This is a genomic window from Pseudomonas sp. NPDC087814, from assembly GCF_044742865.1.
In the GTDB taxonomy this organism is placed as follows: domain Bacteria; phylum Pseudomonadota; class Gammaproteobacteria; order Pseudomonadales; family Pseudomonadaceae; genus Aquipseudomonas.
In genome coordinates, this window is the sequence record NZ_JBIUVK010000001.1 from 291,350 (window position 1) to 311,867 (window position 20,518).

The window sequence follows — 20,518 nt, forward strand, 5'->3', positions numbered from 1 at the left end:
TCAAAAGCTAAAGCGGGCACGGTCCAAATGTGGGAGCGGGCTTGCTCGCGAAGGTCGTTAACGATGACGTGGGTATTCTGGATGAACGCGGCGCTCTCAGGTTTTTCGCGAGCAAGCCCGCTCCCACAGAAAAGCAGATCTGTTTTCGCTCTGGTCATTGCTTTTGCTTTTAACACTCAGGTCGGCTTTCAGGCCGCCGTGCTCTTGCTTTTGATCTTGATCTGACTGCCCCAATAAGCCCGAGGCCGAACGCAGGTATTGCGGAGCCCTTTGCCCACTTTGGGCTGGGCCGGCATTCCGGCTTTTCCAAAGTGAGCCGCTGTAAGAGCGGAACCATAGGCCGCCGTCACCCAAATAGCGGATATGCCCCCTCAAATCCCCCGCAACGCCAACATCGCCAGATACAGCAGCACCACCCCACAGGCCCCATAGCTAACCCTCTGCCACATGGGCGAAGCATTCCGCCGCAGCAAATTGACCAACCCCGCAATCAAAAAACACGACAACACCGAAGCCAGCATAAACCCCGCAAAAAACATCAACGTCTGCCCATGGCTAGGCGCCGCTCCGACTATCCCCGACAACGCACTCCCCAGCGCCCCCCAATAGACAATGTTCTTCGGATTGGCCAGGGAAATCGCCGCCCCCACCACCAGCGCATTCTGCCCGGACCTGGCCGGCGCACTCCCGGCCTCTGGCAAGCGCCAGGCATCCATCAGGCTGCGAATCCCGAGCCAGGCCAGATACAGCCCACAAACGGCCGTCAGCGGGACCCGCACCGACTCATGCTGGATCAACAACGCCATGCCCGTAAGCCCGATCACCGCCCACACGGCATCGCCCACCAGCGAACCGATCTGCACCAACAGCGCAGGGGTAAACCCCTGCAACAGCCCACGGCGCAGCGTCTCCGCCAGCACCGCCCCCGGCGACAGGCAAAACACAAACCCAAACACCAGCGCCGAAAAAAAGATCGTCAACATGCCTGCTTTCCTTCAAGTGATGGCCGGCATTTTAGGGAAGGGTGTGTAAGTCGTCTTGAACCAGATTGCGCTTTTCAGCCCTTGAGCACGCGTTGATAGCGCCCCGGTGTGATCCCGTAGGCCGCCCGGAAATGCCGATTCAGATGGCTCTGGTCAGCAAACCCCAAGGCATGGGCAACCTGCGACGCCGCAACGCCTGAGCGCAACAGCCCCTTGGCGCGCCGGGTACGCAGTTGCATCGCCCACTGGCGTGGACTCAGCCCGGTTTCTTTCTGAAAAGCCCGCAGCAGATGGAATTTCGACAGGCCCAACTCGTCACCAAGGGTCTCGAGTGCCACCGCCTGGTGCAGGTTTTCAGCCAGCAATTCCTGGGCCTTGATCACCAACCCGCGTCCCACCGCAGTGCTGCCAGGCAAGCGGACGCCGCTGCAACCGACGACTTCGCCGAGCAGCACCACCAGGGCTTCCTCACTCAGCTCCCGGGCCAGCGGATCGACACTCAACGCACCTTCAATCGCCCCGGCGAGTTTCATCGCCAACGCCGGCTGGAAGCACAGCGAACGGTCAAACTCCAGGTGCGCCAGGCCCAGGTCAGCTGCCAATTGCTCGGCAGTCGCATACAAGCTGACAAACCGCCACGGCTGCCCTTCGGCCGCGCCGCCGCCTTGAATCTGCCCCGGGTTGTACAGGGTGATGCTGCCTGGGCCGGCCTCGAAGGTGCGACGATCCAGCCACACCTGTTCCTCGCCGAGCAGGTTGACGCCGATCACGCATTCATCATGGCTGTGGCGGGCAAATGTCAGGCCGGTGCAGGTGGTGCTGCTGACTTCGTAGTTGCCCAGCCAGGCGTGCTGCATGGAACTCATTGAGGGGGCTCGCTGTGACCGTTGCCCGCGAGCATACGCCGGAAAAGGGCTTCAGATCGACTACTCGCCCGGCTCTCCGGTTATAGCGTGGCGATGCGATCGAGCTCGGCCTTGAGTTCAACGGGACTCAGGCTGGCGAACGGGATCGCGAAAAAAGCCCGGCAGCGTCGTTCAATGATTTCCAGGGTGGCGCGGAACGCGGGGTCGACTTGGGCTTCATCGCCTTGAACATCCGACGGATCCTCCAATCCCCAATGCGCCTTGAGCGCCGGGCCGAAATACACCGGGCAAGCTTCTCCGGCAGCCTTGTCGCATACGGTGACGACGATGTCTGGCGGGCTGCCTTCAAAGGCGTCGTTGCCCTTGCTGTACAAGCCTTCGGTGCTGATGCCGGCGGCTTTCAGCGTGGTCAGGCTGCGTGGCAGCACCTGGCCCTTGGGGAAGCTCCCGGAGCTGATGGCCTGGAAACCGTCCGGCGCCAGATGGTTGAACAAGGCTTCCGAAAGAATGCTGCGGCAGCTGTTGGCGGTGCACATGAACAGGACTTTCATCAAGCGAACTCCGTCAGAAACTCAGGCGCAAGGCCAGGGCGGCGAGGGTGATCAACAGTACCGGCAGGGTCAGCACGATCCCGACCTTGAAGTAGTAACCCCAGGTGATGGTGATGCCTTTGCGTGCCAGGATGTGCAGCCAGAGCAAGGTCGCCAGGCTGCCGATAGGGGTGATTTTGGGGCCTAGGTCGCTGCCGATCACGTTGGCGTAGATCATCGCGTCCTTGACCACGCCCACGGCGTGGCTGGCCTCGATGGAGAGCGCGCCGATCAGCACGGTTGGCAGGTTGTTCATCGCCGAAGACAGCAGCGCGGTGAGTACACCGGTGCCCAAGGCCGCGCCCCATACGCCATAGCTTGCGAAGGTGTCGAGCCAGGTCGCGAGGTAGTCGGTCAGCCCGGCGTTACGCAGGCCGTAGACCACCAGGTACATGCCCAGGGAGAAAATCACGATCTGCCAGGGCGCTTCCTTCAGCACCTTGCGGGTGGAGATTTTGTGGCCCTTGGCGGCGATCACCAGCAGTAATATGGCGCAGGCGGCAGAAATTGCGCTGATGGGAATGCCCAGCGGTTCCAGGGCAAAGCAGCCCACCAGCAGGATGCCCAGCACCCACCAGCCGGCGCGGAAAGTGGCGCGGTCGTGGATCGCACTGGCAGGGTCGTCGAGGTCTGCCGGGTCGTAGGTTTGCGGAATGTCCCGGCGGAAAAACCACAGCAATACGGCGAGGGTCGCGGCGACGCTCACCAGGTTCACCGGCACCATCACTGCGGCGTATTCGTTGAAGCCGATCTTGAAATAGTCGGCCGAGACGATGTTCACCAGGTTGGAGACTACCAGCGGCAGGCTCGCGGTGTCGGCGATAAACCCGGCGCCCATGACGAACGCCAGGGTGGCCGCCGGGGAAAAGCGCAACGCCAACAGCATCGACATCACGATGGGCGTGAGGATCAGCGCCGCGCCGTCGTTGGCGAACAAAGCCGATACCAGCGCGCCCAGCAGCACCATGTACGCGAACAGTCGCCGACCGCGCCCACGGCCCCAGCGCGCCACATGCAAGGCAGCCCAGGCAAAGAAGCCCGCCTCATCCAGCAGCAGGCTGATGACGATCAGCGCGACAAAGGTCCCGGTTGCGTTCCAGATGATGTGCCACACCACCGGGATGTCGGCCAGGCTGATAACCCCACAGGCCAGGGCCAGGATCGCACCCATCGTGGCGCTCCAGCCGACGCCCAGGCCCTTGGGCTGCCAGATGACCAAAATGATGGTGAACAGAAAGATAGCAACGGCTACAAGCATGAAAAGCTCTCCGCAGGATCAGCAGCAGGCGCTGGCCCGTTGTGGTCGGTCACCCATGGTTTCCAGACGCTGGGCGTCTGTTTTTAACCAGGCTTGGTTGGCTTGCAGGGTGGTGTCGAGCACTTCCGTCACCCACTCCGGCAAGGCCGGGTTGAGGCGGTAATAAATCCACTGGCCCTGGCGACGGTCCAGCAGCAACCCGCAACTGCGCAGTTGCGCCAGGTGGCGGGAGATTTTCGGCTGGCTGTCGTCCAGAGCATGGATCAATTCGCACACGCAAAGTTCGCCTTCACGCAGGATCAACAACGTCAGCCTGGCGCGGGTGGCGTCGGCCAGGCATTTGAAGACGTTGGGCGGGGAGAAAAGATCTGACATGGTCAGTGCCTTGATACATATGGAAATACGAATATACGTATTTCCATATGTATTGGTCAAACCTTGTTTCGATTGACCTGCGTCAAGTGCCCGACAATCGATGACAAGTGGTTGAAATTAAACTGAAACACAAATGTCCTAAAGTGCCTGCCCATTGGTGATGAAGGAAGAAAACGTGTGACCCGTGCCACTCGCAACCTGCGCAAGACCCTGGATTCCGTCGCGGACAATAACGAAACCGCGGCGTTTGACCTGATGCGCGCCGTCGAAAAGCTCAGCGATGAAGTGCTGCGCCAGCGCCTGCTCAATACCATCCACCGGCTCAACCAGGACGCCCACGAACTGCGCGAAGCCCGGGACGCGGTGGAGCGGGTGTCGGTCAAACTGGCTTGAGCACGATCGTTCAAGACAATCCCTGATACCGCTGGCATGCTTGTCGACTGACTGTCGATGAGCTTGTTGTGTATGCCTAACGCTCTGCCTCTGAATGCCTTTTCCCGTGGCGCGATTGCGATCATTCCATTGTCCCTGGCGTGTGCGCCGTGGGGATTGCTGGCCGGTTCGACTGCAATTGATGCCCAATTCACGCCGCTGGAAGCCCAGGGGCTGTCGACCATCGTGTTTGCCGGTGCCGCACAATTGGTGGCCATCGGTATGGTCAAGAGCGGCGCCAGCCTGATTTCGATCCTGCTGACCACCTTGCTGCTGACCTCCCAGCATTTGCTCTACGGCATGCACATGCGTCCCACGCTGTCGCCGCTCAAGCCAAGGTGGCGCATGAGCCTGGGCTTTTTGCTGACCGACGAATTCTTCGCCCTGGTCAGCCAGTACGACCGCCAGACCTTCAATCGCTGGTACGCCCTGGGCGTCGGCCTGACGTTCTATATCATCTGGAACGTCTTTACCTTCGCCGGCATCGTGCTCGGCAAAAGCATTCCCGGGCTGGATCAACTGGGCCTGGAATTCTCGATCGCAGCGACCTTTATCGCCCTGATCACCCCGGTAGTGCGCGACGTGCCGACCATCGTCTGCGTAGCCGTGTCGTTGCTGTGCTCGGTTTGGCTGAGCTACCTGCACTGGGAATCGGCGGTGGTGGTGTCCGGTGTGTTGGGGATGAGCGCAGGGTTTGCCTGCAAGCGGCTGGGAGTAGGGCAACAATGATCTTCGTGATGATTTTTGGCATGGGCCTGATCGTGTTTCTTAACCGCTACCTGTTTCTCGAGCCGCGCCTGCCGGTGCGCCTCAATCGCGGGGCGCGGGAGTTTCTCGGGTTTGCCGTACCGGGGATGCTCACCGCCATCTGCGGCCCGATCATTTTCCTGGCTGATCACAAGCTCAACCTGAGTGTGGGCAACCCCTACCTGCTGGCCGGAATCAGCGCCGTGGCGTTGATGTTCTGGACCCGTAGCGTGCTGATCACCGTGTTGCTGAGCATGGCGCTGTTCTATCTGTTCCGCTGGCTGCTCTGACCAACAAACTCCTGCTACGGGGGGAGCAAAACCAAGGCAAAAAAAAGCCTGCGGGAGGGCAGGCTGGAAGGGAGACTTCTTAAAAATGAGCCTGCCGACTATAGGCGGCGAGGTCTTCCTTCACAGTGAAACAAAGTTCATGAATCTGTCAGCTATTCGATAACCGGGGCGGCGGCTTTCTTGTTGGCTTTCGCCTCGGCCGCCAGGCATTCCAGGGCAAATTGCTCGGTGTAGGTCATCTGGATCGGGGTGCTTTCGCCCTTCACGGTGCGCTCGCCGTCAAGGATGTAGCGGATGCGTTTGTCGGTCACGCCGATGCGTTTGGCGATCCACGAAGGCGTCTGGCCGATGCGGCTGATCAGCTTGTCGGCGTAGTCGGTGGAGGGGTTGTAGCGCTCGGCATTGGGTGTCATGGGGTTTCCGGGTAAAAGCGGGTTCGTAAGTAGGCGGCAGGGTGACGCAATAATCCTTCGGTGTCGCCTGCTAATGGTACAGTCGCGTTTTTTCCAAGGAAGCTTCGGTATGCGGATGGTGGTAATTGGCGCTTTGGTCCTGGCATCGCTGGCCGGTTGCGCGGGCTCGAAGATGAAAGAGGCGCGTACCGGCGCGCCCTACAAAACCCTGGCCTCGGACAAGGCTCCGCTGGTGGTTGCCCAGTGCATCCAGTTCGGCTGGCAGGATGAAGCGGTGTTCGGGGTGGATGCCGGTGGTTTCATGGAGCCTGCACAGGCTGGTGGCTTCACCATCTACACCACGGCAGGTGACTATTTTGTCGACGTGCGCAGTGCCGGCGCCGGCGCCTCCGTCAACTATTACGCGGCCCAGGATGACTATCCGGCCAAGCGCCGCCTGGCGGCACTGGCGACCTGCCTGTAATCCATTCCGTTAGAAAAGTTCAGAAATGCCCTGCGGACAGTCCCGCAGGCATTGTTTTAGTATTTTCCCGCTCACCCGGCGTGACGGCTCTTTACCGGTACAGGGATGTCGAGGCCGGAGCGTCGGGAGGGCAACTGTTTTCTAGCGGGGCATGTACCCCAGGTGCCAGCGCCGCGGAATCTTCAGCGACACCAGCCCCAACAGCGCCGACAGCACCCCGCTGACCAGCAGCGCACGAATCCCCATGTGGTGCTCCAGCAACGCACCGATCACCGCACCCACAAACATTCCGGCCCACGGGATCAGTTGCACGCGCCAGCCGTTGCGGCGTTCACCGAGCATCCAGCGGCCCAGTCCGCGACCAAAGCGTGACAGCGCCCCGGTGACATAGGTAAGCCCCACGGGCAACCCGTTCACTTCTTCGACGGCGGCATTCAGCATGCCCATGGCGATGATCGCTGCCAGCAACGCCGGCAATTGATCGGCGAACGGCCAGGCCGCAGCCCCGCACAGCAGGGTGGCGATGCACAGCAACAAGGGTAGGGCGTGGCGCCGGCTGACGCGGCTGACCATCACGCCCAGCGCATTCCCGGCGATAAACGTCGCCACCAGCAGTGTCAGGCGCGCGGTAAGGCCCAGGTCGCCTTCGCTGATCGCCACGGCGAGGCGCGTGGTGTTGCCGCTCATGAACGACACAAAATCCCCGCTGGCCATGAAACCAATCGCATCGGTCATGCCCGCCAGCACGGAAAGGCTCGCCACCAGCAGCAACCCGACACGCCCGCGCCATTTGTGGCGATGCAGCAAGGCGGCGTTGGTGTAGGGCTTCAGGGATGAAGGCAACATGGGGCCGGGTTCCTCGGTGAGATTATCCGGCCACTACCGTAGGGCGCTTCGTGCTCCGCTGCAATGACTTGGCGCACTTACAGGCGTTCGGCCAGTTGCTCCAGAAACATCGCCAGCCCGACTTCCTCGGCCTTCAAGCCTTTGCGCACTCGGGGCTTTGGCAGTTTCGCCAGTTCGCCCAGGCTGAAATGCTCCAGCACCGCCGGGTGGATGTAGCACTTGCGACACACCGCCGGCGTGTTGCCCAGTTGCTTGGCAACGTTCTTGACCATCTCCACCACATGTTTCTTGGCGTCGGATTCCGGCTGCCACTCAAGCTCGCGCAGCACTGCCAGCGCCAGGGCGCTGCCGGCCCAGGTGCGGTAGTCCTTGGCGGTAAAATCCGCGCCGGTCAGGGTGTGCAGGTAGGCATTCACATCGGTGGAACTGACGGTATGGCGCTCGCCATTCTCGTCCAGGTACTGGAACAGGTTCTGCCCCGGCAACTCCAGGCAACGCTTGATCACCGTGGCCAGGCGCCGGTCCTTGACGCTGATCTGGTGCTCGATGCCGCTCTTGCCGCGAAACTGGAACAGGATCTCACTGCCCTTGATATCCACATGGCGGGTGCGCAGGGTGGTCAGGCCGTAGGAGCGGTTGTCGCGGGCATATTGGGTATTGCCGACGCGGATCAGGGTGGCGTCGAGCAGCAGCACCACCGTGGCCAGGACCTTTTCCCGATTGAACCCTGGCGCCTCGATCTGTGCTTCCAACTGTTTGCGCAACTTGGGCAGCGCGCTGCCGAACTGTTGCAGCCGGGAGTATTTGTCGGTGTCGCGCACCTCGCGCCAGCGCGGGTGGTAGCGGTACTGCTTGCGCCCCCGGGCATCCCGCCCGGTGGCCTGCAGATGGCCGCGCGGGTCGGCGCAGATCCACACATCGGTATAGGCCGGCGGCACTGCCAGTGCGTTGATGCGTTTGATTTCGTCGGCATCGGTTATGCGCGTGCCGTCGGCCTTGAAGTACTGGAATTTGCCCCGCAGCTTTTTCCGGGACAGGCCGGGTTGGGTATCGTCGACGTAATGCAGGTCGCGGGGCAGGTCGGCAAGCAACGCAGGATCGGGCATGGCGCAAATTCCTTGGCAGGTATTTCTGATTGACCGCAGGGTTTTGCGGTCGTGCCAACAAGTTTGCTCCCCCGTAGCAGCTGTCGGGCAGTCAGGCCAGTACCGCCACCGCCTTGATTTGCGCCCACAGCGTCTGGCCGGGATGCAGCTGCAACTGGTCCCGCGAGTAACGGGTGATGCGCGCCAGCAGCGGCGTGCCGGCGGCGTCCAGGCTTACCAGCACGTGGGCTGCGTTGTCCGCCGGGATTTCCTGGGTCACCGTCACCGGCAGGCGATTGAGGATGCTGCTGTGTTCCTCGGCCTGCAGGCTCAAGCTGACGTCCCGCGCCTGGATCTTGAAACGCAACTGTTTGCCCAGCGCCAATGGTGCATGGGCCACGCGCATCTGCAATTGGCTCGCGGGCAATTGCAGGGTGAGCAACTGGTAGTGCGCGTCGTAGGCGCTGACGGTGCCGTTGATCACCACACCGGCGTCGTCGCCCAGGGCCATGGGCAGGTCCAGCCGGGCCAGGGTTTCGCCAATGGGGCCGCTGGCCAGGGCCTTGCCGTCGCTGAGCAACACGATGTGATCGGCCAGGCGCGCCACTTCGTCCTGGGCATGGCTGACGTACAGCACCGGAATCTCCAGTTCGTCATGCAGGCGTTCGAGATACGGCAGGATCTCGCTTTTGCGTTTGCTGTCCAGCGCGGCCAACGGTTCATCCATCAGCAACAGACTCGGGCTGGTGAGCAGGGCGCGGGCGATGCCGATGCGCTGGCGCTCACCGCCGGAAAGGTGCTGCGGATGGCGGTCCAGCAGGTGGCCGATGCCCAATAGTTCGGTGGCGTGGCTCATCTCCACCCGGCGTTGCTGGCGCGGGATGCGCTTGAGGCCGAACTCCAGGTTGGCCAGCACCGACAAATGCGGGAACAGGCTGGCTTCTTGAAACACGTAACCCAGGGCGCGTTTGTGGGGTGGCACGAACAGTCCTTTGCGGCTGTCTTGCCAGACCTCGTCGTTGATCTGCACGAAACCCTCTTCAGCCCGCTCCAGCCCGGCGATGCAACGCAGGCAGGTGGTCTTGCCGGAGCCGGAATGGCCGTACAGCGCCGTCACCCCACGACCGGGCAGGTGCAGGTCGACGTCCAGGGCAAACCCGGAATACTTCAGTTGCAGGCGTACCTCGATCATCGACATCAGCTCCAGCCCGCCTTGGTTTTACGGCTGGAGTAGAGCGCCAGCAACACCAGGAAAGAAAACACCACCATGGACCCGGCCAGCCAGTGGGCCTGGGCATATTCCATGGCTTCGACGTGGTCGTAGATCTGCACCGAGACGACCCGGGTCTTGTTGGGAATATTGCCGCCGATCATCAGTACCACGCCGAACTCGCCGACGGTGTGGGCAAAACCGAGAATCGACGCGGTGATAAACCCCGGGCGCGCCAGGGGCAGGATCACCGTGAAAAAGGTGTCCCAGGGATTGGCCCGCAAGGTCGCGGCCACTTCCAGCGGGCGAGTGCCAATGGCGGAGAAGGCGTTTTGCAACGGCTGCACCACAAACGGCATCGAATAGATCACCGAGCCAATCACCAGCCCGGCGAAGCTGAAGGTCAGGGTGCCCAGGCCCAGCCATTGGGTGAACTGGCCGAAGTAGCCGTTGGGGCCCATGGTCAGCAGAAGGTAGAAGCCGATCACCGTGGGTGGCAACACCAACGGCAAGGCCACCACCGCGCCAATGGGGCCGCGCCACCACGAGCGGGTGCGCGACAGCCAGAGGGCTATCGGAGTGCCGATGATCAGCAGGATGACCGTGGTCAGCGATGCCAGTTTCAGGGTCAACCAGATCGCGGAAAAATCGGCACTCGACAGCGGCATTTACAACTCGTAACCGTAGGACTTGATCACCGCGGCGGCTTTCGGACCCTTGAGGTATTCAACCAGGGCCTTGGCGGCGGCGCTGTCCTTGCCCTTGTTGAGGATTACCGCGTCCTGCTTGATCGGGTCATGCATCGACGACGGCACGATCCAGGCCGAACCGCTGGTGACTTTGCCGTCCTTGTAGATCTGCGACAGCGCTACAAAACCCAGTTCGGCGTTGCCGGTGGAGACGAACTGATAGGCCTGGGTAATGTTCTGGCCCTCAACGAGCTTGTCCTTGACCTTCTCGGTCAGGCCTTCCTTCGCCAGCACCTGGGTGGCGGCCAGGCCATAAGGCGCGGCTTTCGGGTTGGCGATGGACAGGTGCTGGAACTGGTTTTTCTTCAGCACTTCGCCCTTGGCATCGACGTAGCCTTCCTTGGCCGACCATAGCGCCAGGGTGCCGACCGCGTAGGTGAAGCGCGAGCCCTTGACGGTGTCGCCCTCGGCTTCGAGCTTCTGCGGGGTGGTGTCGTCGGCGCTGAGGAACACTTCAAACGGCGCGCCGTTCTTGATCTGGGTGTAGAACTGGCCGGTAGCGCCGTAAGCAGCGACCAGTTTATGGCCGGTGTCTTTTTCAAAGTCGGCGGCAATCGCCTGGATCGGTGCGGTGAAGTTGGCAGCCACGGCCACCTGTACTTCATCGGCATTCGCCGAGGAGAAGCCAAACGCGGCGATCAGGGTGGCGAGGGCCGTGGGGGCCAGGCGTGAGGCGCGAATCATCATCAAGAAGCTCCTTGGGGTTTGCGGCTTGTTAGGCAGAGGGGGACTACCGCTATGTATGGGAATATATAGCGGTTGGCCACTGCCGGTACAGCGCAAAGTTGTCCCGGGAGTTCAGGATCAGCGTCGGCCGAGTTTTTCCAGGGTTTGCGCGGCCAGTTCGAGCGTCAGGTCATAGCTGGAGATGTCTTTGCCGAGGCGCAGCGCCTGGCCCGACCACAAGTTGCTGAAGCCGGCTTCGTCCTTGGCCTTGAGCGGCATCAACGCACCGCCGGACAGCGGGAACGCCGGCGCCGTGGGGTTGATCGCGCCCAACTCACGCATTACGCGGTTGATGATGCCCCGCGCCGGGCGCCCGGTGAACAGGTTGGTCAGCGCGGTTTCACTGGCCTGGGCAGTGCGCAAGGCGTGGTGGTGTGACTTCGAGACGGTGGCCTCGGGGGTAAACAGGTACGCGGTGCCAATCTGCACCGCTGACGCGCCAAGGGCGAAGGCCGCGACAATGCCCCTGGCATCCCCGATGCCGCCGGCCGCAATCACCGGCACGCGCACGGCATCGACAACCTGTGGCACCAGCGCCATGGTGCCGATCTGGCTGTTCAGGTCGTCGCTGAGGAACATCCCGCGATGGCCACCGGCTTCGTTGCCCATGGCGATGATTGCATCGCATCCGTGCTGTTCCAGCCAGATGGCTTCTTCGACGGTGGTAGCCGACGACAGCACTTTCGCCCCGGTGGCCTTGACCCGGTCCAGCAGGGATTTTTCCGGCAGGCCGAAGTGAAAGCTCACCACTTCCGGGCGGAATTCTTCCACCACTTCACAGGCGGCGTTGTTGAACGGTGCGCGGTTGGAGACGGGCGTCGGCGCGTCAAAATCGGCGCCCAGCTCACGGTAGTAGGTTTCCAGCAGGTTCTTCCACTGAAGGTCGCGGTGAGCATCCGGCGTCGGTGGCTGATGGCAGAAGAAATTTACGTTCAGCGGCCGCGAACTGGCCTGGCGAATCGTGGTGAGTGCTTCGCGTAGTTGCTCGATGCTGAGCGCCGCCGCCGGCATCGAACCGAGGGCGCCGGCCTGATTGGCCGCAATCACCATGGCCGTGCTCGTGGCATTGGCCATGGGCGCCTGAATGATCGGTAACTCGATGCCCAGCAGGTCAAGAATTCGGGTGTCTGGCCAGGTGCTCATGGGACGCTTCTCCAACGGTGGAATGCTGTTCCGTCGTTTTAGCAGGGCCAGGCAGCACCAGGCCAGTCTGTATTATTCACTGGACGAATCCAGTGTTTCATGGGCGGTTATCAGTTGATGGCGTCACCCAGTACTGCATGAATCCGCTGGGCAATGTGCGCGGCGTGGGTTTCCAGGGCGAAGTGGCCGGTGTCGAGTAATTCCACCACGGCATTGGGGTTGTCGCCTTTGTAGGCATGGGCGCCCGGCGGGATGAAGAAGGGATCGTTCTGGCCCCAGATCACCAGCGCTGGCACTTGCGTGGCCTTGAAAAACGCCTGGAACGCCGGGTACAGCGTCAGGTTGTTGCGGTAGTCGAGGAACAGGTCCAACTGGATCTCGTCATTGCCGGGACGCTGCATCAGGAGCACGTCGAGCATGTAGGACTCCGGCGCCACCAGCTCCGGTTGCGACACGCCATGCAGGTACTGATAGCGCGTGCCTTCCAGGCTGATGACCGCGTTGCGAATCACCTCGCGATTGGCCTGGCTCGGCTCGGCCCAGTAGGCCCGGATCGGATCCCAGGCGTCACCCAAACCTTCCAGGTAGGCATTGCCGTTTTGCGATATCAGCGCGCTGACCCGTTCCGGGTGGGCCACGGCGAGGCGCAGGCCCACCGGTGCGCCGTAGTCGAACACGTAGAGGGCATAACGGCTGAGCTGCAGGGCGTCGACGAAATGGCCGACGGTAATCGCCAGGTTATCGAAGCTGTAGTGGTAATGACGTTCGGCAGGCACTTCGGTGAAGCCGAAACCCGGCAGGTCGGGGGCGATGACCCGGTAGCGGGTGGCGAGCAGCGGGATCAGGTCGCGGTACATATGGGACGAGCTTGGAAAACCGTGCAGCAGCAATAGCACGGGCGCAGACGGGTCGCCGGCTTCGCGGTAGAACACGCGAACGCCATCGGCATCAACATGCTGGTAGCGCACAACGGGGGCTGAAATCGACATGATCGGAATCCTCTGCGTAACTGGATAAGTTGATTTGTTGGGTTACTGGTTTCGCAGGCTGCGCTCGAAAAAGTAACCTGTCAAATTAATTTAATGGGTTACATATAGGTGTGTTTAGTAACTATCCAAAAGCGATATCAGCGGTTACGATGTCGCGGACTTGAAGAGGACTCGTCATGACCGCCATCACACCATCCCCGATGGAACCCTACGTGCTAGCCGACCATCCGGTGTTGGACATGCTCAACACTCGGGCGAATGTCGACGGTGTGCCGTTTGAATTCTGGCAAGGCGATGCCGATGTGCAGCGCTGGCTGGTGCGACTGGGCTGGTGCGAAGAGGGCGCGGCGCCGGTATTCGAGGAGGGCGCTTTGCTGGGCGCGGCGCGGGGGCTGCGGGAAGTGATTCGCTTGTTGCTGGAACAGCGCAAGGCTGGGCAGCAGGGTGATCCTGCGGCACTGAATGCATTTTTGCGCAAGGCCGTCAGCCATCCGCAGCTGGCTTGGCCGGCGCCCGGGGAGTTGCGCCTGGAGCGCCAGCGCAAACAGCAAACCGCTGAGCAGTTCCTGGCGCCAATCGCCGAAGCCGCGGCGACGTTGCTGGTAGAGGGGGATTTCGGTTTGATCCGCACCTGCGAACATCCCGAGTGCGTGCTGTGGTTCTACGACCGCACCAAGGGCCACAGGCGCCGCTGGTGCAGCATGGCGCTGTGTGGCAATCGGCATAAGGTGGCCGAGTTTCGCAAGCGCAAACTGGTGTAGACGTCCTCAGGATTCTGCCGGGCTTTCGCGCTCCAGCAACTGCCGCTTGCGCTCGACACCCCAGCGGTAGCCCGACAGATTGCCGTCGGCGCGCACCACGCGATGGCAGGGAATCGCCACCGCCAGGCTGTTGGCACCACACGCCTGGGCCACGGCGCGATAGGCGGTCGGCGCGCCGATGCGCTGGGCGATCTCGGCGTAGCTGGCGGTGCACCCCACCGGGATTTCCCGCAAGGCTTGCCACACGCGTTCCTGAAACGCAGTGCCGCGCAAGTCCAGGGGCAAGTCCAGGCCCAGGGCCGGCGCTTCGATAAAGCCCACCACCTGGGCGATCAATTGTTCAAAGTCGTGATCGGCACCCAGCAGATTGGCGCGGGGAAACTGGTCCTGCAGGTCGCGCACCAGTTTGTCCGGGTCATCCCCCAGCAGGATCGCGCACACACCGCGATTGCTCTGGGCCACCAGAATGGCGCCCAACGAGCATTGGCCAACGGCAAAGCGAATATCCGTGTTGGTGCCGCCGGCTTTGTAGTCGCGGGGCTTCATGCCGAGCAATTGGTCGGCAGCCTCATAAAAGCGGCTGTTGGAATTGAAGCCGGCGTCGTACAGCGCTTCGGTCACCGAGTGCTGGTCCTTGAGGCCGTCCCGTACCTTGCGCGAGCGATGAGCGCTGCCGTAGCGCTTGGGCGTCAGGCCGGTCACCGCCTTGAACACCCGATGAAAATGGAACGGGCTCAAGCCGGCGAGGGCGGCCAGATCTTCAAGGGGCGGCAGGGTTTCGGCCTGTTCGATGTGCCGACAGGCCGCTGCCACCAGTTGCGCATGGCGTGCGGCCACCTGGGTCTGGTCCCCCGACGCGCGCTTGTTGGGCCGGTAGCCCGCCGCTTCAGCCTGTTGCGGGGTGTCGAAGAACTCGACGTTCTCCGGGCGCGGGCGCCGTGCGGAACTGCTGGGGCGACAGTACACACCGGTGGTTTTCACACCATAGACGAAGGTCAAGTCGGCCTTGGCGTCACGGGCGACAATCGCGGCCCAGCGCGGGTCTTGTTCGGTGGCGTGGCGCGCGGTCATGGTGGTGGCTCCTGGTTGAAGAATGCCAGGTTAGTCCCGTGGGGCATTCCCATCACTCCGATGCTTGCGGTCAAATTCATCCGGCCGTGCGAAACGTCAGGTTGATGCGCTGCGGCCCCATGACCGGATGCGTGCCGGGCGTGATCGGCATTACGCCGTGAAAGCGCAGGCGGTCCACGCCGCCCCATACCACTACGTCGCCATGGAACAGCGAGACTTTTTGCGTCTTGTCGCTGCGCTCATGGCCGCCGAACAGGAAGATCGCCGGTAAACCCAATGACACCGAGACCACCGGGGCGGCATAGCGCCGCTCGTTCTTGTCCTGGTGCAGGGACATTTTCGCGCCTGGCACATAGCGGTTGATCAAGCAGGCATCCGGCTCGAAATCGTCGAAACCTGCATCTGCTGCGGCCATCACGGCCAGTTCGCGCAATGCGGCCGGCAGGGCTGGCCAGGGTTGTTGGTTATTCGGGTCAATCGGGGAGTAGCGATAACCGGTGGAGTCGGTCGTCCAGCCCAAGTCACCGCAACTGCTTAACGCCGCCGACATGGTAAAACCACCGGGCGTGACCATTTGCCGGAAGGGCGATTGAGCCAATACCCGTCGCAGCTCCGGTAGCAAACGCTCGACCCAGGGCAGGGCATAGCCTCTGAGGACGTAGGATTGTTCACCGATTTGCTCGCGCCCCGGGGGCTGTTGCAGCGCCTCATCGGCGAATAAATCGGCGGTTGATCCGGGAAGGGTCTTACTGCGCATCGTGAAAAATCACTCCCAAGGTATGCCGGGTACCACTGTGCAGAACACTGACCCCATGGCGCAAGGTCACCCGATGAAACCCCCTCACACTCGGCATGGGTCGCTGATTGACCGCGAAAATTACCGCGTCACCCTGGTTAAGAGGGACGACCTGGGCCCGGGATTGCATTCTTGGCCGCTGCTCCGTCAGCACCAACTCCCCGCCACGAAAGTCCTCTCCCGGCTGCGACAACAGGATGGCTACTTGTAGGGGAAACACATGTTCCCCGTACAGATCCTGATGCAGGCAGTTGTAGTCGCCTGGGCCGTATTGCAGCAATAACGGGGTAGGGCGTTGCTGCCCGGCAGCGTGGCAGCGGGCAATGAAGTCGGCATGGTGCACCGGATAGGTGATCGGCAGGTTCATCTGTTCGTTCCAGCGATTGGCCTGGGGCGCCAGGAACCCATACAGCTGTTCACGCAGCGCGCAGATCGGCGCTGGCAGCGGGTAGCGGAAATATTTGTATTCGCCCCGGCCAAAGCCGTGCCTGGCCATCGTCACATGGGAGCGAAACAGTTCGGGTCGGGGGTAGTGGCCGCTCAGTTCAGCGCATTCCTGCTGATCCAGCAGGGCCGGAATCAGTGCGTTACCCTGTTCATCGAGGGCTTGCTCGATGGCGGCCCAGTCCAGCTTGGCCAGGCGTTCATGCAGTGGAGTGGAAGGCATCGACAAGTTCCTGTGGCAGCGCATTAGGGCTGCCAGTCTAGAAAGTCGTCAGCGGCAGAACACTCCGATGCTTGCGCTCGAATTACAGCGCCTTGCTCACATTGATGTCGGTAATCTCATCGCTGGCATCGTGGATTTTCGCCAGGGCTTCCTTGGCTTCCTCCACGCTGCCTGCTTGCAGTTGGGCGAACTCGAAGCGGCGCTCACCGTTGAGTTTGTACTTGATCACATATTTGGTGGTAGTCACGGGCATTCCTGTCAGCTCAGTTTCGAATTGGTGCGGCGCACAATGCGGATCTTGTGGGACAAGGTCGGCTTTTTGGTCACGCTGATGGCGCGGCGGGTCACGACGTCCAGGGTGATGTTCCAGAACCCGGTGCTGGGCGCAGTGATTTTTGCCGGGAACTTGTCGAACGCGCCGCCGTGGTAAGTATGGCGGCCGCCGTTCTTGAAGCTGCGAAAGTTGGCATCGCTCATCAGGCGGATGTTGCAGGTTTGCGAGCATTCAATGACGACAATATCTCCTTCATTGAGGTGCTCACGCTGGTGGATGAATTTCATAAGGTGTCTCCAGAAGGGCTTTTTCTGAAAAATCAGAACGATACGTAGGTTAAGATGGAGTTTATCAGCCCCAGCACGTTTATTATCGGACCGTCGTCGACGACTTCGACAATTTAAAACAGTTATTTACCGAGTTATCAGGGATAAATCCTACGTGGGCGGGAGAAAAATACCTTCTTCGCTGTCGTAGGGTCTTTATCGGAGGTTTTTATATGAAGTGGAGTGTGTTGGTTCTGGCCCTGGCGTTGGGTGGATGTGCTTCGGTGGCGGATATCAAGCAGACCCCACCAACGCTGGCAGTGATCTCCGGGAAAAAACCACAGGAATACGCGGCGTGCGTTGTCCAGAAATTGTCTAAAACCCGCAGGCCTTCGCAGATCGAGCCTCACAAGGATGGTGTTCAAGTTATCGTACCGCAGAAGTTTTCTGCCGACCCGTCGGCCATTTTTGAAATTGAAGAGCGCTCCAGCGGGAGCAGTATCAAGCTCTACGAGAGCATGTCCAATGTGCCTATTCGTCCAGGTGACGTGAAGGCTGCGGGGGAAGCGTGCATTTCCGGCTGAGTCTGTAGCCGCCCACCTCGAATCCGATCAAGAAGCCCGACCCTGTTGCCGCAGCGTCGGGCTTTTTTGTGCGCGAGGTTCAGTACACCGTCCTTTTGCTCGCGGATGAGTGTTGTCGCGACCGGGCCATTGCCCTACCATTTGTAGGCTTATGCCTAATTCGCCTAAGCATATAACTATAAAAATGGAGTCGTGATGATGTCTCTGGAACGAGTTCTGATGGGTAGCGCGTTGTTGCTGATGTTGGGCAATGCCCACGCGCTGGAGGGGAAAAACGTTTATATGCAGGGCGGCTCGCAGCCGGGAGCTGCGCCGTGCGTGGCCTGCCACGGGGCTGATGGCCTGGGGCTGGCAGCCGCGGGTTTTCCGCGTTTGGCCGGTTTATCGGCGGTGTATTTGCGTAAGCAGCTGCAGGATTTTAAAAGTGGCGCCCGGAACAGCCCGGTGATGCAGCCACTGGCCAACGCCCTGACGGAAGAGGAAGTCAGCGCTGTAACCCGGCAGCTGGCGGCAATGCCTGCGCCCGCACCTGTGCCGGTGCACCGCAGCGAGATGCCTACTGACGCTGCGCAAAAGATTGCCCTGCAAGGTGCGTGGGAGCGCCAGATTCCGGCCTGTGTCAGCTGTCATGGCCCGGCCGGCGTGGGCGTCGGCGACGGGTTTCCACCCCTGGCCGGACAATCTGCGGCCTACCTCGCGGCGCAGTTGAACGCCTGGCGCAGCGGCACGCGCCATAACGATCCGAATGATCTGATGGGCCATATCGCCAAATCCCTCAGCGCTGAAGAAGTGCAGGCCGTGGCCACCTATTTTGCCTCGTTGAGCGGCCAGGAGGCCAAGCCATGAAGCGCTTCTTGTTTGCTCCGCTGCTGGGAAGCCTGATCGGCGTACCCGTTCATGCCGCCCCTATTGCCATGGAAGACCAGTCACAGTTGCAGCCAGCCGGCGCTCATGGGGCTGCCGTGCAGTTCCAGCCGCCCAAAGAAAGCGAGCTGCCGGACAACGCCTACGGCAAGCTGGTGAAACAGGGCTACGCGCTGTTTGTCGACACCAAGCGCCTGGCGCCGCAATTTGTCGGTAATGGCCTCAATTGCAGCAATTGCCACTTGGACCAGGGTCGCCTGGCCAATTCGGCGCCGCTGTGGGGTGCCTACCCGATGTACCCGGCGTATCGAAAAAAGAACGACAAGGTCAACACCTTCGCCGAGCGTTTGCAGGGCTGTTTCCAGTTCAGCATGGATGGCGGCACGCCACCGGCTGCAGACAGCCCGGAGATTACCGCGCTGTCGGTATATGCCTACTGGCTGGCGAGCAAGGCTCCCTTGGGCGTCGAACTGCCGGGCCGTGGCTACCCGGACGTGCCGGCACCCGCCAAGGGTTACGGCCTGGCCCAGGGCGCAGAGGTCTACAAGGGCCAGTGCGCGGTGTGCCATGGCGCCGAAGGCCAGGGCCAGAAAGTGGGCGACAACTACGTGATGCCGCCGCTCTGGGGTAAAGACTCCTACAACTGGGGCGCCGGGATGCATCGAATCAATACGGCAGCGTCCTTCATCAAGCACAACATGCCCCTGGGCCAGGGCGGCAGCCTGACCGACCAGCAAGCCTGGGACGTGGCGGCCTACGTCAACCGTCACGAGCGTCCTCAGGACCCGCGCCTGGTGGACGGCTCCGTGGAGAAAACCCGGGTGAAGTTCCACGCCAATGACGGCGTCAATCTTTACGGGCAGACGGTCGATGGCGTACTGATTGGCCAAGGCATCCGTTAAACTGTCGATAACCCATAAAAAATGCCGCTGAATCAGCGGCATTGTCTTTTCGGAAACTCAGTCATGAAACGTGAGCAAGTCAGGGAACAGCATGCAGGGGGGCATATTTCTGCGACCCATGTGATTCAAAATCCCGCGGATACGGGCGAGTGGATCGTGTTCTTCAAGAAGAGCGGCGGTCGCAGTTACTTCCTGGTGGATGACCAGGATGAAGTCGAATCCTTCTCCCGCCTGGACGACTTGATCGAGACCATTCGCGGCCTGGGCATCAAGTTCGCCGAAATTCACATGTAATTATTTGCAGACCACCGTCACGCTGCGGGTCTTGTAGTTGCCGACATCCTTGCCCAGGGTCTTGTCGCTTTCTTTCAGGGCCGGTGTGCCTTCGGTGCCGACAATCCGGTAGCCGGTGCCCGCGCAGGACGCATCAGCCTTTTCATAACAGCTGGCCCAGGAGTTGGCTTCGCCGGAGCAGTCGATGGCCAGTCCTTGTTCGCCGTTCTTCAGGACCGTGTCGGAAGTGGTGGTGCAGCCACCGGTAAGCGCCAGTACCGCAATCAGTGCCAGGATCTTGTTCATGTAGGAGTCGTCATCAGGGTGTTGGAGGGGAGCGCTGACACTGTCGTGGGGCGTTACAGGCGAGATTATAGCGAACCGCCATCAACGTACAGACAAACACAAAAAAGCCCCGTCAAACGAGGCTTGATTGGCGTTACCGCGGTGTTACTTGGTTTTCGGACGCTTGCTCGACGCGTGGCCGGCCTCATCCACAAACACTTCGGCCACGGCACAGGCTTGAGCTTCGGTCGCGAATGCGCCGGCAACGCTGTCGCCATGGAAGTTGATCAAGTGCCAGCCGTCCGCTCGCTTGGTGATCAGGTAGCCGTTCACGCCTTTTGGTTCTGACATCTATCAATCTCGTTGTCTGGTTCAAGGGCGTAATGATAGCGCCAAACGGCGTGGGGCGGCGCAAGTTGTTGCAGGTCAGTGCCGATCGCCATAAAGCGTGCTAAAAAGGTTGGAGCCCTTTGAATGACGGGCACAAGCCGACGATTTCTAACAGCGGCGAAGGTACTTGATTGAATGCCGGCGGAACTTACGCCGACATTTTTTCTCTATGTTGACATCGCAACGCCAGCAGGACCCATTGTAAGGTGACTGCGGCCTG

General features: G+C 61.1%; 29 protein-coding genes. 9 read left to right on the forward strand and 20 right to left on the reverse strand.

The genetic code is table 11. The features are described 5' to 3' along the window. Positions 1-371: 371 nt before the first annotated feature. The 5 genes from ACIOMR_RS01435 to ACIOMR_RS01455 all read right to left on the reverse strand — a co-directional run bounded on the left by ACIOMR_RS01435 (position 372) and on the right by ACIOMR_RS01455 (position 4,072). Positions 372-983, reverse strand: a complete 612-nt coding sequence (locus tag ACIOMR_RS01435; RefSeq protein ID WP_401191779.1) for a LysE family transporter — start codon at positions 981-983, stop codon at positions 372-374. A 74-nt stretch (positions 984-1,057) separates the two neighbouring features. Beyond that, the gene (locus ACIOMR_RS01440) at positions 1,058-1,849 is read right to left on the reverse strand and encodes an AraC family transcriptional regulator (RefSeq protein WP_177035512.1); all 792 of its coding nucleotides are present in this window, start codon (positions 1,847-1,849) and stop codon (positions 1,058-1,060) included. Between the two features lie 80 nt (positions 1,850-1,929). Continuing rightward, a complete protein-coding gene (locus tag ACIOMR_RS01445; RefSeq protein WP_401191782.1) occupies positions 1,930-2,400 on the reverse strand; it encodes an arsenate reductase ArsC in 471 nt (156 codons plus the stop codon). Between the two features lie 13 nt (positions 2,401-2,413). Next, the gene (locus tag ACIOMR_RS01450; RefSeq protein ID WP_003212605.1) at positions 2,414-3,697 is read right to left on the reverse strand and encodes an arsenic transporter; all 1,284 of its coding nucleotides are present in this window, start codon (positions 3,695-3,697) and stop codon (positions 2,414-2,416) included. A gap of 18 nt (positions 3,698-3,715) precedes the next feature. Continuing rightward, positions 3,716-4,072 carry a metalloregulator ArsR/SmtB family transcription factor gene (locus ACIOMR_RS01455; RefSeq protein WP_219407075.1) on the reverse strand — a complete coding sequence of 119 codons (357 nt, stop codon included), beginning with the start codon at positions 4,070-4,072 and terminating at the stop codon, positions 3,716-3,718. Between the two features lie 177 nt (positions 4,073-4,249). Here ACIOMR_RS01455 and ACIOMR_RS01460 point away from each other — a divergent pair, with 177 nt between their 5' ends. From ACIOMR_RS01460 to ACIOMR_RS01470, 3 genes are all read left to right on the forward strand, one after another. Continuing rightward, complete coding sequence (locus tag ACIOMR_RS01460) at positions 4,250-4,465, forward strand: hypothetical protein (RefSeq protein WP_003212603.1); 216 nt, start codon at positions 4,250-4,252, stop codon at positions 4,463-4,465. A 72-nt stretch (positions 4,466-4,537) separates the two neighbouring features. Next, the gene (locus ACIOMR_RS01465) at positions 4,538-5,233 is read left to right on the forward strand and encodes an AzlC family ABC transporter permease (protein WP_003212602.1); all 696 of its coding nucleotides are present in this window, start codon (positions 4,538-4,540) and stop codon (positions 5,231-5,233) included. Then, positions 5,230-5,541 carry an AzlD domain-containing protein gene (locus tag ACIOMR_RS01470; RefSeq protein WP_008432487.1) on the forward strand — a complete coding sequence of 104 codons (312 nt, stop codon included), beginning with the start codon at positions 5,230-5,232 and terminating at the stop codon, positions 5,539-5,541. Before ACIOMR_RS01465 ends, ACIOMR_RS01470 begins: the two co-directional genes overlap by 4 nt. A 152-nt stretch (positions 5,542-5,693) precedes the next feature. Here the strand turns inward: ACIOMR_RS01470 and ACIOMR_RS01475 are convergent, their stop codons facing one another. Beyond that, entirely contained in the window at positions 5,694-5,954 is a 261-nt protein-coding gene (locus ACIOMR_RS01475) for a hypothetical protein (protein ID WP_003212600.1), read from the reverse strand. Between the two features lie 109 nt (positions 5,955-6,063). Here ACIOMR_RS01475 and ACIOMR_RS01480 point away from each other — a divergent pair, with 109 nt between their 5' ends. Next, a complete protein-coding gene (locus tag ACIOMR_RS01480) occupies positions 6,064-6,417 on the forward strand; it encodes a hypothetical protein (RefSeq protein ID WP_087693907.1) in 354 nt (117 codons plus the stop codon). A gap of 141 nt (positions 6,418-6,558) precedes the next feature. On the opposite strand, the gene ACIOMR_RS01485 is transcribed toward ACIOMR_RS01480, so the two are convergent. From ACIOMR_RS01485 to ACIOMR_RS01515, 7 genes are all read right to left on the reverse strand, one after another. Next, entirely contained in the window at positions 6,559-7,263 is a 705-nt protein-coding gene (locus tag ACIOMR_RS01485) for a YoaK family protein (RefSeq protein WP_087693906.1), read from the reverse strand. Between the two features lie 77 nt (positions 7,264-7,340). Next, positions 7,341-8,369, reverse strand: coding sequence for a DNA topoisomerase IB (locus ACIOMR_RS01490; protein WP_003212597.1), 1,029 nt, complete (start codon positions 8,367-8,369; stop codon positions 7,341-7,343). A 91-nt stretch (positions 8,370-8,460) separates the two neighbouring features. Then, positions 8,461-9,546 (reverse strand): molybdenum ABC transporter ATP-binding protein, encoded by a 1,086-nt coding sequence (modC, locus tag ACIOMR_RS01495; RefSeq protein WP_401191790.1) that lies wholly within the window; start codon positions 9,544-9,546, stop codon positions 8,461-8,463. After that, the gene (gene modB, locus ACIOMR_RS01500) at positions 9,546-10,226 is read right to left on the reverse strand and encodes a molybdate ABC transporter permease subunit (RefSeq protein ID WP_003212595.1); all 681 of its coding nucleotides are present in this window, start codon (positions 10,224-10,226) and stop codon (positions 9,546-9,548) included. The genes modC and modB overlap by 1 nt, the downstream gene beginning before the upstream one ends. Continuing rightward, complete coding sequence (gene modA / locus ACIOMR_RS01505) at positions 10,227-10,994, reverse strand: molybdate ABC transporter substrate-binding protein (RefSeq protein ID WP_003212594.1); 768 nt, start codon at positions 10,992-10,994, stop codon at positions 10,227-10,229. Positions 10,995-11,111: 117 nt separating this feature from the next. Next, on the reverse strand, positions 11,112-12,176 hold the full coding sequence (locus ACIOMR_RS01510) for a nitronate monooxygenase family protein (RefSeq protein ID WP_008432497.1): 1,065 nt from the start codon (positions 12,174-12,176) through the stop codon (positions 11,112-11,114). A 110-nt stretch (positions 12,177-12,286) separates the two neighbouring features. After that, entirely contained in the window at positions 12,287-13,165 is an 879-nt protein-coding gene (locus ACIOMR_RS01515; RefSeq protein WP_401191795.1) for an alpha/beta fold hydrolase, read from the reverse strand. 176 nt (positions 13,166-13,341) lie between these two features. Here ACIOMR_RS01515 and ACIOMR_RS01520 point away from each other — a divergent pair, with 176 nt between their 5' ends. Next, on the forward strand, positions 13,342-13,926 hold the full coding sequence (locus tag ACIOMR_RS01520) for an ABATE domain-containing protein (RefSeq protein ID WP_003212591.1): 585 nt from the start codon (positions 13,342-13,344) through the stop codon (positions 13,924-13,926). Positions 13,927-13,932: 6 nt separating this feature from the next. Here ACIOMR_RS01520 and ada read toward each other — a convergent pair whose 3' ends face one another. From ada to ACIOMR_RS01545, 5 genes are all read right to left on the reverse strand, one after another. Next, positions 13,933-14,997 carry a bifunctional DNA-binding transcriptional regulator/O6-methylguanine-DNA methyltransferase Ada gene (gene ada / locus ACIOMR_RS01525; protein ID WP_401191798.1) on the reverse strand — a complete coding sequence of 355 codons (1,065 nt, stop codon included), beginning with the start codon at positions 14,995-14,997 and terminating at the stop codon, positions 13,933-13,935. A 76-nt stretch (positions 14,998-15,073) separates the two neighbouring features. Continuing rightward, complete coding sequence (gene alkB, locus ACIOMR_RS01530; protein WP_401191801.1) at positions 15,074-15,754, reverse strand: DNA oxidative demethylase AlkB; 681 nt, start codon at positions 15,752-15,754, stop codon at positions 15,074-15,076. After that, on the reverse strand, positions 15,744-16,460 hold the full coding sequence (locus ACIOMR_RS01535) for a 2OG-Fe(II) oxygenase (RefSeq protein WP_401191804.1): 717 nt from the start codon (positions 16,458-16,460) through the stop codon (positions 15,744-15,746). The genes alkB and ACIOMR_RS01535 overlap by 11 nt, the downstream gene beginning before the upstream one ends. A gap of 82 nt (positions 16,461-16,542) precedes the next feature. Next, a complete protein-coding gene (locus ACIOMR_RS01540; RefSeq protein WP_166742130.1) occupies positions 16,543-16,707 on the reverse strand; it encodes a hypothetical protein in 165 nt (54 codons plus the stop codon). Positions 16,708-16,718: 11 nt separating this feature from the next. Continuing rightward, on the reverse strand, positions 16,719-17,021 hold the full coding sequence (locus tag ACIOMR_RS01545) for a DUF1883 domain-containing protein (RefSeq protein ID WP_003212586.1): 303 nt from the start codon (positions 17,019-17,021) through the stop codon (positions 16,719-16,721). Positions 17,022-17,233: 212 nt separating this feature from the next. On the opposite strand from ACIOMR_RS01545, the gene ACIOMR_RS01550 reads away from it, so the two are divergent. The 4 genes from ACIOMR_RS01550 (at position 17,234) to ACIOMR_RS01565 (ending at position 19,644) form a co-directional block, all read left to right on the forward strand. Continuing rightward, on the forward strand, positions 17,234-17,584 hold the full coding sequence (locus tag ACIOMR_RS01550; RefSeq protein WP_003212585.1) for a hypothetical protein: 351 nt from the start codon (positions 17,234-17,236) through the stop codon (positions 17,582-17,584). Between the two features lie 195 nt (positions 17,585-17,779). Beyond that, positions 17,780-18,430: a c-type cytochrome gene (locus tag ACIOMR_RS01555; protein ID WP_134326569.1), complete on the forward strand. Its 651-nt coding sequence runs from the start codon at positions 17,780-17,782 to the stop codon at positions 18,428-18,430. After that, the gene (locus tag ACIOMR_RS01560; RefSeq protein ID WP_401191809.1) at positions 18,427-19,350 is read left to right on the forward strand and encodes a c-type cytochrome; all 924 of its coding nucleotides are present in this window, start codon (positions 18,427-18,429) and stop codon (positions 19,348-19,350) included. The genes ACIOMR_RS01555 and ACIOMR_RS01560 overlap by 4 nt, the downstream gene beginning before the upstream one ends. Before the next feature lie 63 nt (positions 19,351-19,413). Continuing rightward, positions 19,414-19,644: a hypothetical protein gene (locus ACIOMR_RS01565; RefSeq protein ID WP_003212582.1), complete on the forward strand. Its 231-nt coding sequence runs from the start codon at positions 19,414-19,416 to the stop codon at positions 19,642-19,644. Here the strand turns inward: ACIOMR_RS01565 and ACIOMR_RS01570 are convergent, their stop codons facing one another. Both ACIOMR_RS01570 and ACIOMR_RS01575 read right to left on the reverse strand, forming a co-directional pair. Further along, the gene (locus tag ACIOMR_RS01570; RefSeq protein ID WP_003212581.1) at positions 19,645-19,929 is read right to left on the reverse strand and encodes a hypothetical protein; all 285 of its coding nucleotides are present in this window, start codon (positions 19,927-19,929) and stop codon (positions 19,645-19,647) included. A 144-nt stretch (positions 19,930-20,073) separates the two neighbouring features. Continuing rightward, the gene (locus ACIOMR_RS01575) at positions 20,074-20,259 is read right to left on the reverse strand and encodes a hypothetical protein (RefSeq protein WP_003212580.1); all 186 of its coding nucleotides are present in this window, start codon (positions 20,257-20,259) and stop codon (positions 20,074-20,076) included. Positions 20,260-20,518: the final 259 nt, after the last annotated feature.

Coding starts and splice junctions, on each gene's coding strand:
- ACIOMR_RS01435 (WP_401191779.1), bottom strand. CDS start 983: ATGTTGACGATCTTTTTTTCGGCGCTGGTGTTTGGGTTTGTGTTTTGC.
- ACIOMR_RS01440 (WP_177035512.1), bottom strand. CDS start 1,849: ATGAGTTCCATGCAGCACGCCTGGCTGGGCAACTACGAAGTCAGCAGC.
- ACIOMR_RS01445 (WP_401191782.1), bottom strand. CDS start 2,400: ATGAAAGTCCTGTTCATGTGCACCGCCAACAGCTGCCGCAGCATTCTT.
- ACIOMR_RS01450 (WP_003212605.1), bottom strand. CDS start 3,697: ATGCTTGTAGCCGTTGCTATCTTTCTGTTCACCATCATTTTGGTCATC.
- ACIOMR_RS01455 (WP_219407075.1), bottom strand. CDS start 4,072: ATGTCAGATCTTTTCTCCCCGCCCAACGTCTTCAAATGCCTGGCCGAC.
- ACIOMR_RS01465 (WP_003212602.1), top strand. CDS start 4,538: ATGCCTAACGCTCTGCCTCTGAATGCCTTTTCCCGTGGCGCGATTGCG.
- ACIOMR_RS01470 (WP_008432487.1), top strand. CDS start 5,230: ATGATCTTCGTGATGATTTTTGGCATGGGCCTGATCGTGTTTCTTAAC.
- ACIOMR_RS01475 (WP_003212600.1), bottom strand. CDS start 5,954: ATGACACCCAATGCCGAGCGCTACAACCCCTCCACCGACTACGCCGAC.
- ACIOMR_RS01480 (WP_087693907.1), top strand. CDS start 6,064: ATGCGGATGGTGGTAATTGGCGCTTTGGTCCTGGCATCGCTGGCCGGT.
- ACIOMR_RS01485 (WP_087693906.1), bottom strand. CDS start 7,263: ATGTTGCCTTCATCCCTGAAGCCCTACACCAACGCCGCCTTGCTGCAT.
- ACIOMR_RS01490 (WP_003212597.1), bottom strand. CDS start 8,369: ATGCCCGATCCTGCGTTGCTTGCCGACCTGCCCCGCGACCTGCATTAC.
- modC (WP_401191790.1), bottom strand. CDS start 9,546: ATGTCGATGATCGAGGTACGCCTGCAACTGAAGTATTCCGGGTTTGCC.
- modB (WP_003212595.1), bottom strand. CDS start 10,226: ATGCCGCTGTCGAGTGCCGATTTTTCCGCGATCTGGTTGACCCTGAAA.
- modA (WP_003212594.1), bottom strand. CDS start 10,994: ATGATGATTCGCGCCTCACGCCTGGCCCCCACGGCCCTCGCCACCCTG.
- ACIOMR_RS01510 (WP_008432497.1), bottom strand. CDS start 12,176: ATGAGCACCTGGCCAGACACCCGAATTCTTGACCTGCTGGGCATCGAG.
- ACIOMR_RS01515 (WP_401191795.1), bottom strand. CDS start 13,165: ATGTCGATTTCAGCCCCCGTTGTGCGCTACCAGCATGTTGATGCCGAT.
- ACIOMR_RS01520 (WP_003212591.1), top strand. CDS start 13,342: ATGACCGCCATCACACCATCCCCGATGGAACCCTACGTGCTAGCCGAC.
- ada (WP_401191798.1), bottom strand. CDS start 14,997: ATGACCGCGCGCCACGCCACCGAACAAGACCCGCGCTGGGCCGCGATT.
- alkB (WP_401191801.1), bottom strand. CDS start 15,754: ATGCGCAGTAAGACCCTTCCCGGATCAACCGCCGATTTATTCGCCGAT.
- ACIOMR_RS01535 (WP_401191804.1), bottom strand. CDS start 16,460: ATGCCTTCCACTCCACTGCATGAACGCCTGGCCAAGCTGGACTGGGCC.
- ACIOMR_RS01545 (WP_003212586.1), bottom strand. CDS start 17,021: ATGAAATTCATCCACCAGCGTGAGCACCTCAATGAAGGAGATATTGTC.
- ACIOMR_RS01550 (WP_003212585.1), top strand. CDS start 17,234: ATGAAGTGGAGTGTGTTGGTTCTGGCCCTGGCGTTGGGTGGATGTGCT.
- ACIOMR_RS01555 (WP_134326569.1), top strand. CDS start 17,780: ATGATGTCTCTGGAACGAGTTCTGATGGGTAGCGCGTTGTTGCTGATG.
- ACIOMR_RS01560 (WP_401191809.1), top strand. CDS start 18,427: ATGAAGCGCTTCTTGTTTGCTCCGCTGCTGGGAAGCCTGATCGGCGTA.
- ACIOMR_RS01565 (WP_003212582.1), top strand. CDS start 19,414: ATGAAACGTGAGCAAGTCAGGGAACAGCATGCAGGGGGGCATATTTCT.
- ACIOMR_RS01570 (WP_003212581.1), bottom strand. CDS start 19,929: ATGAACAAGATCCTGGCACTGATTGCGGTACTGGCGCTTACCGGTGGC.
- ACIOMR_RS01575 (WP_003212580.1), bottom strand. CDS start 20,259: ATGTCAGAACCAAAAGGCGTGAACGGCTACCTGATCACCAAGCGAGCG.